13 protein-coding genes are annotated in these 14091 nt (G+C 62.2%); 7 read left to right on the top strand and 6 right to left on the bottom strand.

Features of this window, described 5'->3' with window-relative positions; genetic code table 11:
• The first annotated feature begins 10 nt into the window (after window positions 1–10).
• The 5 genes from T8A63_RS10365 (at window position 11) to cysE (ending at window position 6813) form a co-directional block, all read left to right on the top strand.
• Complete coding sequence (locus tag T8A63_RS10365) at window positions 11–643, top strand: DUF2460 domain-containing protein (RefSeq protein WP_322343730.1); 633 nt, start codon at window positions 11–13, stop codon at window positions 641–643.
• Entirely contained in the window at window positions 643–1530 is an 888-nt protein-coding gene (locus T8A63_RS10360; protein ID WP_300051487.1) for a DUF2163 domain-containing protein, read from the top strand. The genes T8A63_RS10365 and T8A63_RS10360 overlap by 1 nt, the downstream gene beginning before the upstream one ends.
• Complete coding sequence (locus T8A63_RS10355; RefSeq protein ID WP_322343729.1) at window positions 1527–1973, top strand: NlpC/P60 family protein; 447 nt, start codon at window positions 1527–1529, stop codon at window positions 1971–1973. Before T8A63_RS10360 ends, T8A63_RS10355 begins: the two co-directional genes overlap by 4 nt.
• Window positions 1973–5902 carry a baseplate multidomain protein megatron gene (locus T8A63_RS10350; RefSeq protein ID WP_322343728.1) on the top strand — a complete coding sequence of 1310 codons (3930 nt, stop codon included), beginning with the start codon at window positions 1973–1975 and terminating at the stop codon, window positions 5900–5902. The genes T8A63_RS10355 and T8A63_RS10350 overlap by 1 nt, the downstream gene beginning before the upstream one ends.
• Window positions 5903–6000: 98 nt before the next feature.
• Complete coding sequence (gene cysE, locus T8A63_RS10345; protein WP_067625474.1) at window positions 6001–6813, top strand: serine O-acetyltransferase; 813 nt, start codon at window positions 6001–6003, stop codon at window positions 6811–6813.
• 70 nt (window positions 6814–6883) lie between these two features.
• On the opposite strand, the gene T8A63_RS10340 is transcribed toward cysE, so the two are convergent.
• From T8A63_RS10340 to T8A63_RS10315, 6 genes are all read right to left on the bottom strand, one after another.
• A complete protein-coding gene (locus T8A63_RS10340) occupies window positions 6884–8242 on the bottom strand; it encodes a pyruvate dehydrogenase complex dihydrolipoamide acetyltransferase (protein WP_300051479.1) in 1359 nt (452 codons plus the stop codon).
• A 10-nt stretch (window positions 8243–8252) separates the two neighbouring features.
• On the bottom strand, window positions 8253–9644 hold the full coding sequence (locus T8A63_RS10335; protein ID WP_300051476.1) for a pyruvate dehydrogenase complex E1 component subunit beta: 1392 nt from the start codon (window positions 9642–9644) through the stop codon (window positions 8253–8255).
• A gap of 1 nt (window position 9645) precedes the next feature.
• On the bottom strand, window positions 9646–10032 hold the full coding sequence (locus T8A63_RS10330; RefSeq protein WP_067941927.1) for a VOC family protein: 387 nt from the start codon (window positions 10030–10032) through the stop codon (window positions 9646–9648).
• Window positions 10032–11045 (bottom strand): pyruvate dehydrogenase (acetyl-transferring) E1 component subunit alpha, encoded by a 1014-nt coding sequence (gene pdhA / locus T8A63_RS10325; protein WP_067623534.1) that lies wholly within the window; start codon window positions 11043–11045, stop codon window positions 10032–10034. Before pdhA ends, T8A63_RS10330 begins: the two co-directional genes overlap by 1 nt.
• A gap of 196 nt (window positions 11046–11241) precedes the next feature.
• The gene (locus T8A63_RS10320; RefSeq protein ID WP_067623538.1) at window positions 11242–11541 is read right to left on the bottom strand and encodes an FtsB family cell division protein; all 300 of its coding nucleotides are present in this window, start codon (window positions 11539–11541) and stop codon (window positions 11242–11244) included.
• A gap of 121 nt (window positions 11542–11662) precedes the next feature.
• Window positions 11663–12841: a phosphoglycerate kinase gene (locus T8A63_RS10315; RefSeq protein ID WP_322343727.1), complete on the bottom strand. Its 1179-nt coding sequence runs from the start codon at window positions 12839–12841 to the stop codon at window positions 11663–11665.
• 127 nt (window positions 12842–12968) lie between these two features.
• Between T8A63_RS10315 and T8A63_RS10310 the strand changes: the two genes are divergently transcribed.
• On the top strand, window positions 12969–13475 hold the full coding sequence (locus T8A63_RS10310) for a peptidylprolyl isomerase (RefSeq protein ID WP_067623544.1): 507 nt from the start codon (window positions 12969–12971) through the stop codon (window positions 13473–13475).
• Window positions 13468–14022, top strand: coding sequence for a peptidylprolyl isomerase (locus T8A63_RS10305; RefSeq protein WP_300051461.1), 555 nt, complete (start codon window positions 13468–13470; stop codon window positions 14020–14022). Before T8A63_RS10310 ends, T8A63_RS10305 begins: the two co-directional genes overlap by 8 nt.
• The last annotated feature ends 69 nt before the right edge of the window (window positions 14023–14091 follow it).

Raw genomic sequence — 14091 nt, 5'->3', positions numbered from 1 at the left:
GGAGCAGATCATGCAATTTCACGATGTCAGATTTCCGCCCTCGCTGAGCTTTGGATCAGTCGGGGGGCCGCAGCGGCAGACGGATGTGGTCACGCTGGCCAATGGCCATGAGGAACGCAACACGCCTTGGGCCCATTCTCGGCGGGTCTATGATGCGGGGCTGGGGATGCGTTCTATCGATGACCTTCAGTTGCTGATTGCTTTTTTCGAAGCGCGACTGGGGCAGATGTACGGGTTTCGCTGGAAGGACTGGGCCGACTATAAAACGGGCAAGACGGCGCTTTCGGTGGCCTTTGACGACCAGAGCCTCGGTTATGGGGACGGGGTTCGGGCGGCGTTTCAGCTGACCAAGACTTACCGCTCCGGCGCGCATTCCTACCGGCGTCCGATCACCAAACCCGTGGCCGGGACGGTGCGTGTGGGGGTGGAACAAGACGAGCTGCGCGAGGGTGTCGAATACGAGGTCGACGCAAGCACGGGGATTGTAACATTTGCCCATCCGCCGGACCCTGAGATGGAGATCTTCGCGGGCTTCGAATTCGACGTGCCCGTGCGCTTTGACACGGACCGCATTCTTATCTCGGTCGAGAGTTTTCAGGCCGGGCAGGTGCCCGACGTGCCGGTAATCGAGGTGCGGGTCTGATGGCGGGGCTCAATACAGGGTTTGCAAACCATATTGCGCCCGGTGTGACAACGCTTTGCCATTGCTGGCAGGTGACGCGGGCGGATGGAGTGGTGTTTGCCTTTACCGATCACGATATGCCGCTGGCATTCGCGGGGGTCGCGTTTCGCGCTGATACGGGGCTGAGTGCGCGGGCGCTGGCCCAAACCAGCGGGCTGTCGGTCGACAACACCGAGGCGCTTGGCGCGCTAAGCGATGATGCGATCCGCGAGGATGAGATCGAGCAGGGACGTTTCGATGGGGCCGAGGTTCAGGCGTGGTTGGTGAACTGGGCGGAGCCTGCGCAGCGGGTGCTGCAGTTTCGTGGATCGATCGGCGAGTTGCACCGCACGGGCGGCAGCTTTCGTGCTGAACTGCGCGGGCTGACGGAGCCGCTGAACCGCCCCTTCGGACGGGTCTTTCAAAAGCCCTGTTCGGCGGTTCTGGGGGATGGCGATTGCCGCTTTGATCTCACCACGCCGGGCTATGCCGAGGAACGCGCGGTTGAGACTGTGGCAGAGGCGCAGTGTTTCCGCTGGGCCGCATTCCCGGGATATGACGAGGGCTGGTTCGCCCGTGGGCGGCTTGACGTGTTGGATGGCCCGGCGGCGGGGCTCTGGGGCATGGTAAAACGTGACTACCATGAGGACGGGCAGCGGGTGATCGAGCTTTGGGAGCCGATCCGCGGGGCGGTCGCGGAGGGCACTCGCGTACGGCTTACGGCAGGCTGCGACAAGCGGATGGAGACCTGTCGGCTGAAATTCAACAACCTGCTGAACTATCGAGGTTTTCCGGATCTGCCGGGTGAGGATTGGATGATGGCCGTCCCGCGCTCAGACGGTGCGAACGCGGGCGGGTCGCGCAGGTGAGCGCCGGGGGTGAACCGTTGCTGCATGCGGCACGCGGGTGGATCGGCACGCCTTATGTGCATCAGGCTGCGGCGAAGGGGGCGGGCTGCGACTGTCTCGGCCTCATCCGGGGGCTTTGGCGTGAACGGATGGGGGCTGAACCCGAGGCGGTGCCGCCCTATTCGATGGACTGGTCCGAGCCGCAGGGAGAGGAACAGCTCTGGGCGGCGGCGCTGCGGCATATGGCGGTGAAGAACAGCGGTGCGCCCGCGCCCGGTGATGTGCTGCTATTCCGAATGCGCCACGGCGCTGTGGCAAAACACCTTGGGTTGCAGGGGCGCATCGGCGCCAGTCCCAGTTTTATTCACGCCTATGCACGGCACGGGGTCGTCGAAAGCCCGCTTAGCCTGCCATGGCAGCGGCGCATCGTGGCGCGATTTGTATTTCCTGAGGAGGTCTCCTGATGGCGACGATTGTTCTTTCGGCAGCGGGGGCCGCGGTTGGTGGCTCCATCGGGGGCACGCTGGCGGGGCTGTCTTCTGTCGCAGTGGGCCGGGCGGTGGGGGCGAGCCTTGGGCGACTGGTCGATCAACGCTTGCTGGGCCAAGGTGGGCAGGCGGTCGAGACCGGCAAGGTCGATCGCTTTCGGCTGACGGGCTCGGGCGAGGGGGCGGCGATCTCGCAGCTTTATGGCCGGATGCGACTGGCTGGGCATGTCATCTGGGCGTCGCAGTTCCAAGAGGTCACCCATGTCAGCGGGGGCGGCAAGGGCGGTCCCCCGACGCCAAAGACGACCGAGTACAGCTATACCGTCAGCCTTGCCATCGCGCTTTGCGAAGGGGAGATCGCCAGCGTCGGGCGCATCTGGGCGGATGGGGAAGAGATTGCCCCGGACGATCTGAACATGCGCGTCTACAGGGGCGAGGCGGATCAGCAGCCCGACCCGACCATCGCCGCGATTGAGGGCGCGGACCGGGTGCCAGCCTATCGCGGCACGGCTTATGTGGTGATGGAAGACCTCGACTTGGCGCAGTTCGGCAACCGCGTGCCGCAGTTCTCTTTCGAGGTTATGCGCCCCGAACAGCCGCAGGCCCCGGGGTGGGAACATGCGCCTGCCTTTGGTGTGCAGGGGGTCGCCTTGATCCCCGGCACGGGGGAATATGCGCTGGCGACCACGCCGGTTCATTATACCGACGGCCCCGGCAGCCGTTGGAGCGCGAATGTGAATTCACCGGCGGCCAAGACTGATTTCTCGGTGTCGCTGGAGACCTTGACAGAGGAACTGCCCCGGCTAGAAGCGGCCTCTCTCGTCGTGTCATGGTTCGGCAGCGATCTGCGCTGTGGCGATTGCCGCCTGCGCCCCAAGGTGGAAGATCCGGACATTGACGGGGAGAACATGCCGTGGCGGGTGTCTGGGGTGACGCGCGGCACGGCCGAGGTCATCACCCAGCACGGCGCGCGCCCGATCTATGGCGGCACGCCAGCCGATGCCGCGGTGGTTGAGGCCATTCACGCGCTGAAGGCGGCGGGCAAGGCGGTGATGTTCTACCCGTTCATCTTGATGGATCAGACCGAAGGCAACGGCTTGCCGGACCCCTATAGCGATGCCGAGGATCAACCCCGCTTGCCGTGGCGCGGGCGGATCACCCTCTCGGTCGCACCGGGGCGACCGGGCAGCCCGGATGGGTCAGCGGCGGCAGCGGCAGAGGTTGCCGCGTTTTTCGGCACAGCCACTGCGGCGGATTTCACGGTGACCGAGGGCGCGGTGAGCTACGATGGCCCAGCGGAATGGACCCTTTCGCGGTTCATCCTGCACTACGCCGCACTCTGCGCCGCGGCGGGCGGGGTCGAAGCCTTTTGCATCTCTTCTGAAATGCGAGGCCTGACCCAGATACGCGCGGCGGGGAATAGCTTCCCTGCGGTCACCGCGCTGCGGGCCTTGGCCGGAGAGGTGCGTGCCTTGCTCGGGCCGGATGCGAAGATCAGCTATGCCGCTGATTGGTCAGAGTATTTTGGCTATCAGCCGCAGGATGGCAGCGGTGATGTTTACTTCCACCTCGATCCGCTGTGGGCCGATCCGCAGATCGATTTCATCGGGATCGACAACTATATGCCGCTGGCCGATTGGCGCGATGAGGAGGGGCATGTCGATGGGGAAGACTGGCCCGCGATCTACGATGTCGGCTATCTGAAATCCAACATCGAAGGTGGTGAGGGTTATGACTGGTACTACCATTCGCCCGAAGCCCGTACGGCACAGATCCGAACGCCGATCACTGATGGCGCCCATGATGAACCTTGGGTCTATCGTTACAAAGACCTGCGCCGTTGGTGGCAGAACCATCACCATCCGCGCATCGGTGGAGAGCGGCAGGCAGCACCCACGGAATGGCAGCCCATGTCCAAGCCGATCTGGTTCACGGAATACGGCTGTGCCGCCATCGACAAAGGCGCGAACCAACCCAACAAGTTCCTCGATCTGAAAAGCTCGGAAAGCGCCTTGCCGCATCATTCCACCGGCGAACGGGACGATTTGATGCAGATGCAATATCTGCGCGCGCTGTCGGAATATTGGCGTGATCCGGCGCGCAACCCGATCTCGGACGAATATGGCGCTCCGATGCTGGATATGTCGCGCGCCTTCGTTTGGGCTTGGGACACGCGGCCCTTTCCCTTCTTTCCCAACAATGTCGATCTATGGAGCGATGGGGAGAATTACAGCCGGGGTCATTGGCTGAACGGACGGGTCTCGGCGCGTTCGCTGGCCTCGGTGGTCGGGGAGATTTGCCGCCGCGCGGGTGTGATGCATTTCGATACCTCTCAGCTTTTCGGCTATGTCCGCGGCTACACCGTGGACGTGGTCGGAGAGGCGCGCGCCGCCTTGCAACCTTTGATGCTGCGCTATGGGTTCGACGCGATCGAACGCGATGGGGTTTTGCGGTTTCGGATGCGTGATGGGACGGATGCGGTACCACTTGACCCCGACGGGCTTGCGATACACCCCGACCTCGGCGGGCTGACCGAGCAGTTGCGCGAGGCTGAGGCCGAGGTGTCGGGCCGTGTTCGGCTGCGGTTCATTCAGGCCGATGCGGATTTCGACGCGATCGCGGAAGAGGCGGTTCTGCCGGATGAGGCGACCCATGCGGTCACCGGGACCGAACTGAACATGGCCCTGACCCGGGGCGAGGGGCGGCAGGTGGCCGAGCGCTGGTTGACCGAGGCGCGTGTCGCCCGCGAAACGCTGCGGCTGGCGTTGCCGCCATCGCAGATGGCTATCGGGGCGGGGGACGTGATCGAACTGCCGGGCGATGGCGCGGAGGGGCCGGGGCGCTACCGCATTGACCGCGTCGAACAGGCCGGTTCCCTGCTGATTGATGCCGTTCGGATTGAACCCGAAGTCTATGACCCCGCGCCGCTTGAAGAAGAACTGGCGTCTCTGCGGCCTTTCGCGCCGCCGCTGCCGGTCTTGCCCCAGTTCATGGACTTGCCGCTTTTGCGCGGGGATGAGGTGCCCCATGCGCCGCATCTGGCGGTGACGGCAACCCCTTGGCCGGGGTCAGTCGCCGTTTATCGCTCTACGGTTGATGCTGATTATGCGCTCAACGGCGTCGTTTCCAGTCGGTCCATCATGGGGGTCACCCAAACGGCCCTGCGCGCGGCGCGGCCGGGGGTGATCGACGCAGGACCGGTGCTGGAAGTCAAACTCAGCAGCGGCAGCCTTGAATCGGTCAGCAAAGAGGCGCTTTTGAATGGGGCGAACCTTGCCGCGATCGGCGATGGAAGCGCGGACCGATGGGAGTTATTTCAATTTCAGGAGGCGCAGCTTGTCGCCCCTGCGACCTATTGGCTGACGGGACGCCTGCGCGGGCAGGCGGGAAGTGATGGGCTGATGCCGGAGGCTTGGCCCGTGGGGTCGCGCTTTGTGCTGATGAATGGGACACCGCAACAGGTTGAGTTCAGCCCGCATCTGCGCCGCGTGGCCCAGCACTACCGCATAGGTCCTGCCCGGCGCCCCGTGGATGATCCGTCCTATCTGCATCAGGTTCATGCGTTTGACGGGAATGGCCTGCGGCCCTACAGCCCGTGCCATCTGCGGGCCGAGGCGCTGCCCGGTGGTGATATTACCTTTAGCTGGATCCGACGGACGCGTATCGACGGGGACGCTTGGGACGGGCCAGAGGTGCCGCTTGGCGAAGAAAGTGAGCGGTATCTTCTGCGGGTTTTTGCAGGCGGTCAGCACCTGCGGGACGTACTGCTCGATACGCCCGGGTGGACCTACAGCACTGCGGCACGGGCGGCTGATGGGCTGACCGGGGCGTTTGAGGTAACGGTGGCGCAGGTCTCTGCCAGCTACGGCGCGGGGCTTGCCGCCACGTTAGTGGTGCCCGGATAGGCCTGCGCGTTATCACGATTTTGAGCATGTGCGGATTTACAAATGGTCCTACGCTATTGCATGAGCTACCCTAGCGGCAGAGTGAAGGAGCCCGTGCCATGGCGCAGACACACAGAAATATCTCGAAAGTGGACCCGGTTTGGGATCAGATTCAGCAAGAAGCTGAGGATGCGGTGCGTGATGAGCCGCTGATCGGCGGCTTTGTTCACGCCTGTATCCTGCATCATAAATCCATCGAGAACGCGCTTTCCTATCGCATCGCTGCGAAGCTGTCGTCCAACGAGATGTCGATGATGGTCGTGCGCGAAATGGTCGAGGAGGCCTATGCCGAAGACCCGGACCTCGTCGCCGCGGCGCGCGCCGATCTGGTGGCGATATATGACCGTGACCCGGCCTGCCATCGGTTGCTGCAGCCGATCCTTTACTTCAAAGGCTATCAAGCGGTGCAGGCCTATCGGGTTGGCCACTACCTCTATATGAAGGGCAAACGCGATTTGGCATATTTCATCCAAATGCGGGTGAGCGAGATTTTCGGCGTGGATATTCACCCGGCGGCCAAAATGGGCAAGGGCATCATGATCGACCACGCGCATTCCATCGTCATTGGTGAGACGGCGGTGGTGGGCGACAACGTCTCGATGCTGCATTCTGTGACGCTAGGGGGGACCGGCAAGGAAGAAGAGGACCGTCACCCTAAGATCGGGAACGGCGTGTTGATTGGCGCAGGCGCAAAGGTGTTGGGCAATATCACCATTGGCCATTGCAGCCGGATCGCCGCCGGCTCGGTGGTGCTGGAGCCTGTGCCTGCCTGCAAAACTGTTGCCGGAATTCCGGCGCGGATCGTGGGAGAGGCGGGCTGCGATCAGCCGTCGATGTCGATGAACCACCTTTTTGGGCCAGACGCCGAATAGGCGCAGAAGCCAGCGTTGCAAAAAAAAGCCGGGGCATGCCCCGGCTTTTTCGTTTCGTAGAGTGCGGGCTTTAGGCCAGCATGATCATCGGATTTTCGAGGTTCTCGACAATCGCATTCAACAGCTGCGCACCGAGGGCACCGTCGATGACACGGTGGTCGACCGATAGGGTTACGGACATGACCGTTGCTGCGGTGATCTCTCCATCCTTGCCGATGATCGGTTTCTTGACTCCAGCCCCCACGGCAAGGATCGCGCCATGCGGCGGGTTGATGACCGCATCGAAATTGTCGATGCCGAACATGCCCAAGTTGGAAATCGCAAAGCTGCCGCCCTGATACTCATGCGGCGCCAGTTTGCGGTCGCGGGCGCGGGTGGCGAGGTCTTTCATCTGCGCCGAGAGGGTCGAGAGCGACTTGGTGTCGGCGTCCTGCAACACGGGGGTGAAGAGACCGCCTTCGATCGCCACGGCCACGGCCACATCCGAGGGTTTCAGCTTGAGGATGCGATCACCGGCCCAGACGGCATTGGCATCCGGCACCGATTGCAGGGCCAGCGCGCAGGCTTTGATGATGAAGTCGTTGACCGAGAGCTTTACACTCCGCGATTCCAACTGCTTGTTCAGATCGCTGCGGAAGGAAAGCAGCGCGTCGATCTGAATGTCGCGGCGCAGGTAGAAATGCGGCACGGTTTGCTTGGCCTCGGTAAGGCGCGCGGCGATGGTCTTGCGCATGCCGTTGAGGGTGACTTCCTCGTACTCCCGGCCCTCGTACATCTTGGCGACCGCATCGGCAGAGGGGCCGGTGGCCGCGGCTTGGGCGACCGGGGCGGCATCTTTGGCAGGTGCCGCGCTGTCGGATTTTGCCGCAGTTGGCTGTGCGTTTTCGACATCCGCTTTGACGATCCGACCGCGCGGGCCGCTGCCGTCGATTTGCGACAGGTCCAACCCCTTGTCGGCGGCGATCCGGCGGGCGAGGGGGGAGGCAAAGATACGCTCGCCCTTATCGCTTTTCGGTGCGGCGGGGGATTTGCTGTCGCTTTTGCCCGTCGCCTCATTCGCATCCGTCGCACCGCGGCCATAGCCCGCTTCGGGCGTCTCAGCTTCGGCGGCTTTGGGCGCTGCTTCGGCCTGCGGTTTTTCTTCCTTGGCCGGAGCGGCGCTGCTGTCGATGTCGTCGACGCTTTCGCCTTCTTCGAGCAATACGGCGATCGGGGTGTTGACCTTCACCCCCTCGCTGCCTTCGCTGATCAGGATCTTGCCGATGGTGCCTTCGTCGACGGCTTCGAATTCCATCGTGGCCTTGTCGGTCTCGATCTCGGCCAGAATGTCACCAGAGGAGACTTCGTCGCCTTCCTTGACCAGCCATTTGGCAAGCGTGCCTTCCTCCATCGTGGGGGATAGGGCGGGCATGAGAATTTCTGTGGGCATGATCCGCTCCTTACCGGTAAGTGACTGATTTCACGGCTTCGATCACCTCGTCGGTGGTGACCAGCGCGTGTTTTTCAAGGTTGGCGGCATAGGGCATGGGAACGTCCTTGCCGGTGCAGGTGATGACCGGAGCGTCGAGGTAATCAAACGCCTCTTGCATGATCACGCCGCTGATGTAGCCACCGACGGAGCCCTGCGGCCAGCCTTCTTCGACGGTGACGCAGCGGTTGGTCTTCATCACCGATTTCAGGATCGTGTCCGTGTCCATCGGGCGCAGTGTGCGCAGGTCGATGACCTCGGCGTCAATGCCTTCTTCGGCCAGCTTCCCAGCAGCCTCCAACGCATAGGTCATGCCGATGCCAAAGCTGACGATGGTCACGTCGGACCCTTCGCGCCAGATGCGAGCCTTGCCGAAGGGCACGGTGTAATCCTCAATATCCGGCACGTCGAAGCTGCGGCCATAGAGGATTTCGTTTTCAAGGAAGATCACCGGGTTCGGGTCACGGATGGCGGTTTTCATCAAGCCTTTGTAATCGCTCGCAGAATAGGGCATCGCAACCTTCAGGCCGGGGATCTGCATGAACCACGCGGCATAGTCCTGTGAGTGCTGCGCGCCGACACGGGCGGCGGCACCGTTGGGGCCACGGAAGACCATGGGCGCGCCCATCTGGCCGCCGGACATGTAGAGCGTCTTGGCCGCGGAGTTGATGATCTGATCCATCGCTTGCATGGCGAAGTTGAAGGTCATGAACTCAACAATCGGGCGCAGACCGCCGAAGGCCGCACCAACACCGATCCCGGCAAAGCCATGTTCGGTGATCGGCGTGTCGATCACCCGTTTGGGGCCGAATTCGTCCAGCATCCCTTGGGTGATTTTATATGCGCCTTGGTACTCCGCGACTTCCTCACCCATGAGGAAGACATCTTCGTCGCGGCGCATCTCTTCGGCCATGGCATCACGCAGCGCTTCGCGCACGGTCTGCTGCTTCATCGCCGTGCCTTCGGGCCAGTCGGGGCTGGTGTCGGGCTCGGGCTGTTTCTTGCCCTCGGCGGGGGGCTCGCGGTTGTCGTCCGAGGATTTGGCCTGCGCAGGCTTGGCGTCCTCGCCCTTGTCCTCGGCGGGGGCCGATGTCGCGCTGTCGATATCGTCCGCGCTTTCGCCTTCTTCCAGCAGAACGGCGATAGCGGTGTTCACCTTCACGCCTTCGGTGCCTTCCTCGATCAGGATCTTGCCGATGGTGCCTTCGTCAACGGCTTCGAATTCCATCGTGGCCTTGTCGGTTTCGATCTCTGCCAGAATGTCACCAGAAGAGACTTCATCGCCTTCCTTGACCAGCCATTTGGCCAGCGTGCCTTCTTCCATGGTAGGGCTGAGGGCGGGCATAAGAATTTCGGTTGCCATATCAGTTTTTCTCCGCAGGAGTAATCATTCCGACGACGTTGCCTTGGCCGTCCTCGACATAGGCGCAGCGGCCGATGCCCGGAAAATCTGTGGGGGGAAGGGCCTCGGCCCCGCCGTTATCAAGCGCCCAGCGATAGCGGGCGTCACAGTCTTCGACCTCAAAAGTCATTGTGCCGCCACGGATCGGGCCGCCAGCAGTTGGGGTCGCGTCACCGCGTGTCAACATGCCACCCGTCAGGCCTTTGCCCGTGCCGATGTCCCGGCCTTCGATCAGGTGATAGGAAGCGTCTTCGCCCCCCTCCATGGGAGAAAATTCCCAACCGAACAATCCGGCATAGAAAGTTTTGGCGGCCGCGACGTCGCTTGCGTGGATCTCGAAATGCGGCATCAGGCTTCGGCCTCCTGCGGAACTTCGGTTGCGTAGATATCGGTCCAAAGCTCTTCGAGCGCAGGCTCGGGGCTTTCCTTGGCGAAATCGGCGCTCTCGTTCACGATCTTCTTGATCTCTTTATCGATGGCCTTGAGGTCGTCTTCGGTGGCGTGATTACCTTCGAGCAGCAGGGTGCGGACCGATTCAATCGGGTCACGCTCATCGCGCATTTTTTGGACCTCTTCGCGGGTGCGATATTTTGCGGGGTCGGACATGGAGTGACCACGGTAGCGATAGGTCTTGATCTCCAGAATATACGGCCCGTTCTCGCGGGCGTGGGCGACGGCTTTCTGACCGGCCTCTTTCACCGCAAGCACGTCCATCCCATCGACGGCCTCACCGGGGATGCCAAAGGCTTTGCCGCGCTCCCAAATCTCGGCAGAGGAGGTCGAGCGCTGCTGCGATGTGCCCATGGCGTATTGGTTGTTCTCGATCACAAAGATCACCGGCAGCTTCCAAAGCGCGGCCATGTTGAAAGTCTCATAGACCTGACCTTGGTTCGCCGCACCATCGCCGAAATAGGTGAAAGTGACGCGCCCGTTGCCCTTGTACTGATCGGCAAAGGCCAGCCCCGCGCCGAGCGGCACCTGCGCTGCGACAATGCCGTGGCCGCCGTAAAAATGCTTTTCTTTCGAGAACATATGCATGCTCCCGCCCTTGCCCTTGGAGTAGCCACCCTCGCGGCCCGTCAACTCGGCCATGACGCCGTTCGGGTCCATGCCACAGGCCAGCATATGGCCGTGATCGCGGTAGGAAGTGACGCGCTTGTCGCCTTCTTCGGCGGCGGCCTCTAGGCCCACAACGACAGCTTCTTGCCCGATATAAAGGTGGCAGAACCCCCCGATCAGCCCCATGCCGTAAAGCTGCCCGGCTTTCTCTTCAAAGCGTCGGATCAGCAGCATGTCGCGGTAATAGCTGGTCAGCTCCTCCGCAGAGACATTGGGTTTCTTGCTCGATTTCTTCGCGGCCATGGACGTCTCCTCCGTCGGCTCTGGTCAGATGCCAAAAGTAGTTTAGCGTTAAACTATTCCCTAACGCATTCCGGAACGGATTGCGAGGGACTTTGTGACGTGGCGCTCGCACCACGGCTGACAAGTCAAAGGAGGCCAGAGATTTTAAGTGATTGCAAGACCGCAGGCGCGGGGCGGGGCGATCGGACGCGAAAGGTCAGCGAATGACGATCTCATCTGTGCGGACCATGCCCAGCACTCTGCGCGCGCGTTCGTCTAAAAGATCAAGGTCGAGGTAATCGTCCGACAGCCTGCGGGTCAGGTTTTCCATCCGCGCAACCTCGGCGCGGACCTCGGCCAGACGGTCGCTCAGCTTTTGGTTCTCGGCCACGATCTCGGTTCGGCGGAACAGGCCGAAATCCCCCTGCACGGCGGCAAAGGTGAAATACAGGCTCAGCGCGAAAGCGATTGCGAAAAACAGCAATGTGCCGAATGCCGGACGGGTGTTGCGGGTCATGGTTCTGCCTCTGCGTCTCTTGGCGGACGTGACATCAGTATGACACAGGCGATTCGACATGGGAATCCCACAATTGCGGGAAACCCGTTGTTTTTACCGCGAAATCACGATTTTGCGCGGCTTAGCCGCCCAAGGCGGCAACGCCGGGCAGGGTTTTGCCTTCCATCCACTCAAGGAAAGCGCCCCCGGCGGTTGAGATATAGGTGAAATCATCCGCCACGCCCGCTTGGTTCAGCGCGGCAACCGTGTCACCGCCCCCGGCGACCGAGGTCAGCGTGCCTTCGCGCGTCTTGGCCGCTGCTGCGCGGGCCGCGGCGACGGTGGCAGTATCGAAGGGCGGGATTTCAAAGGCCCCCATCGGCCCATTCCAGATCAACGTGCGCAACCCGGCAAAGGCGGTTTCAATCAGCGCGACGGTATCGGGGCCAGCATCCAGCACCATTTGATCATCCGACAGTTTCGCATCGGGGCCGAGCTGAGCCACCTCATGCGCGGCCCCTTTGGCAAACTCACGCGCGACCAGCCCATCGACGGGCAAGATCACGCGGCAGCCCGCCTTGTCGGCCTGCGCCATGATGTCTTTGGCCGTGTCGTAATAATCCGGCTCTTCCAATGACTTGCCCAGATCAGCACCGAGCGCTGCGAGGAAGGTGTTCGCCATGCCGCCGCCGATCACCAGAACATCCAGCCGGTTCACGAGGTTTTCTAAAAGCGCGATTTTGGTCGAGACCTTGGCCCCCCCAACGACAGCGCCAACAGGACGCTCAGGCTTAGCGAGGGCTGCCTCAAGCGCCGAGAGTTCCGCCTGCATCAAACGGCCCGCGCAGGCAGGCAACAGCCGCGCCAGCGCCTCGGTCGAGGCATGGGCGCGGTGGGCGGCAGAGAATGCATCGTTACAATAGATATCGCCAAGCGCGGCCAGTTGGCGGGCGAAACCATCGTCATTGGCTTCTTCGCCCGGATAAAAGCGGATGTTTTCCATAAGTTGCAGATCGCCCTGCGCCTCGGCAGCGGCGTCCAGCGAGGGCACGAAAGCCACATCGCAGCCCAATGCCTTTTCCAGCGCGGGGAGGACTTGTTTCAGGCTCATCTCGTCCACGACCTTGCCCTTGGGCCGTCCGAAATGCGCCAGCAGCGTCACGTTGCCGCCGCGCGACAAGATGTCGGTCACCGTTGGCACGATCCGCTCGATCCGTGTGGCATCGGTCACCCGGCCATCTTCGACCGGTACGTTGATGTCGACGCGCAAAAGCACCCGCTTGCCGTCCAGTTCCATATCGTCCAGTGACTTCCAGCCCATCGGTCTTCTCCCAATCCAATCCGTTGCGCTGTGTTTTGCTGTTATCTGGCTCCAGGTCAATGCGCGGCTTGGCAATCGCGGCCAAGCTCCTTAGGTATCTGGCAAAGACAAACCAAAGGATTGCCCAATGGCCGAGATCAAAGACCCCGAAAACACCATTCTGATGGAACTCAAAGGCGGCACCGTCACGATTGAGTTGATGCCTGACCTTGCGCCCAAGCACGTCGAGCGCATGAAAGAACTGGCCCGCGCCGGGAAATACGACAACGTGGCTTTCCACCGCGTGATCGAAGGTTTCATGGCCCAGACGGGCGATGTGGCCAACGGCAACATGGAAGACAACTTCAACCTGCGTGCGGCCGGCACCGGCGGCTCCGACCTGCCGAACCTGCCTGCGGAATTCTCCAAGGTTCCCCACGCGCGTGGCACCATCGGCGCCGCTCGTTCGGCCAACCCCGACAGCGCCAACAGCCAGTTCTTCATCAACTTCAAGGACAATGATTTCCTCAACGGTCAGTACACCGTTTACGGGCAAGTCATCTCGGGCATGGAACATGTTGATGCGCTCACACGGGGCGAGCCGCCTGCGAACCCCGACCGCATGATCTCCGTCAAGGTGGCCGCAGATGCGTAAGCTCGTAGGCACCAGCGCCGTTTTGGCGCTCCTCGGTTCGGCGGCCATGGCCACCGGGCTTGAGATCGAAGTTGCGGGCGAGGCCAATGGCACCGTCAAGATCGACCTGCTTGAAGATGTGGCACCCGCCCATGTCGCGCAGATCACCGAACTGGCCGAAGAAGGCGCCTATGACGGGGTGGTCTTCCACCGCGTGATCGACGGGTTCATGGCGCAGACCGGCGACGTGCAGTTTGGCCGCGCCGATGGCGACACCGCGCGTGCTGGCATGGGCGGCTCCGACAAGCCCGACCTAGAGGCGGAGTTCTCGGACATCGCCTATGAGAAGGGCGTCGTGGGCATGGCCCGCAGCCAGAGCCCGAACAGCGCAAACAGTCAGTTCTTCATCATGTTCGACGAAGCCCCCTTCCTTGACGGTCAGTACACCGTCGTAGGCCAGGTCACCGAAGGTCAGGACGTGGTCGATGCCATCAAACGCGGCACCGGCCCCAACGGTGCCGTTGTCGGCACGCCGGACGTGATGCAAAAGGTCACTGTGACCGAGTAACCGTCGGCCCCAAGTCGCATCGGGGACCGAGTAACATCTGTTCCCGATTGCGTGGGGTGGGCTTGCTTG

The organism is Sulfitobacter sp. OXR-159 (genome assembly GCF_034377145.1).
Taxonomy (GTDB): Bacteria; Pseudomonadota; Alphaproteobacteria; order Rhodobacterales; family Rhodobacteraceae; genus Sulfitobacter.
This window is presented reverse-complemented; position numbering and strand designations above follow the sequence as displayed.

Bases quoted from the DNA above. Each gene is read 5' to 3' on its own strand.
- T8A63_RS10365 (WP_322343730.1), top strand. From the start codon at position 11: ATGCAATTTCACGATGTCAGATTTCCGCCCTCGCTGAGCTTTGGATCA.
- T8A63_RS10360 (WP_300051487.1), top strand. From the start codon at position 643: ATGGCGGGGCTCAATACAGGGTTTGCAAACCATATTGCGCCCGGTGTG.
- T8A63_RS10350 (WP_322343728.1), top strand. From the start codon at position 1,973: ATGGCGACGATTGTTCTTTCGGCAGCGGGGGCCGCGGTTGGTGGCTCC.
- cysE (WP_067625474.1), top strand. From the start codon at position 6,001: ATGGCGCAGACACACAGAAATATCTCGAAAGTGGACCCGGTTTGGGAT.
- T8A63_RS10340 (WP_300051479.1), bottom strand. From the start codon at position 8,242: ATGCCCACAGAAATTCTCATGCCCGCCCTATCCCCCACGATGGAGGAA.
- T8A63_RS10335 (WP_300051476.1), bottom strand. From the start codon at position 9,644: ATGGCAACCGAAATTCTTATGCCCGCCCTCAGCCCTACCATGGAAGAA.
- T8A63_RS10330 (WP_067941927.1), bottom strand. From the start codon at position 10,032: ATGCCGCATTTCGAGATCCACGCAAGCGACGTCGCGGCCGCCAAAACT.
- pdhA (WP_067623534.1), bottom strand. From the start codon at position 11,045: ATGGCCGCGAAGAAATCGAGCAAGAAACCCAATGTCTCTGCGGAGGAG.
- T8A63_RS10320 (WP_067623538.1), bottom strand. From the start codon at position 11,541: ATGACCCGCAACACCCGTCCGGCATTCGGCACATTGCTGTTTTTCGCA.
- T8A63_RS10315 (WP_322343727.1), bottom strand. From the start codon at position 12,841: ATGGGCTGGAAGTCACTGGACGATATGGAACTGGACGGCAAGCGGGTG.
- T8A63_RS10310 (WP_067623544.1), top strand. From the start codon at position 12,969: ATGGCCGAGATCAAAGACCCCGAAAACACCATTCTGATGGAACTCAAA.
- T8A63_RS10305 (WP_300051461.1), top strand. From the start codon at position 13,468: ATGCGTAAGCTCGTAGGCACCAGCGCCGTTTTGGCGCTCCTCGGTTCG.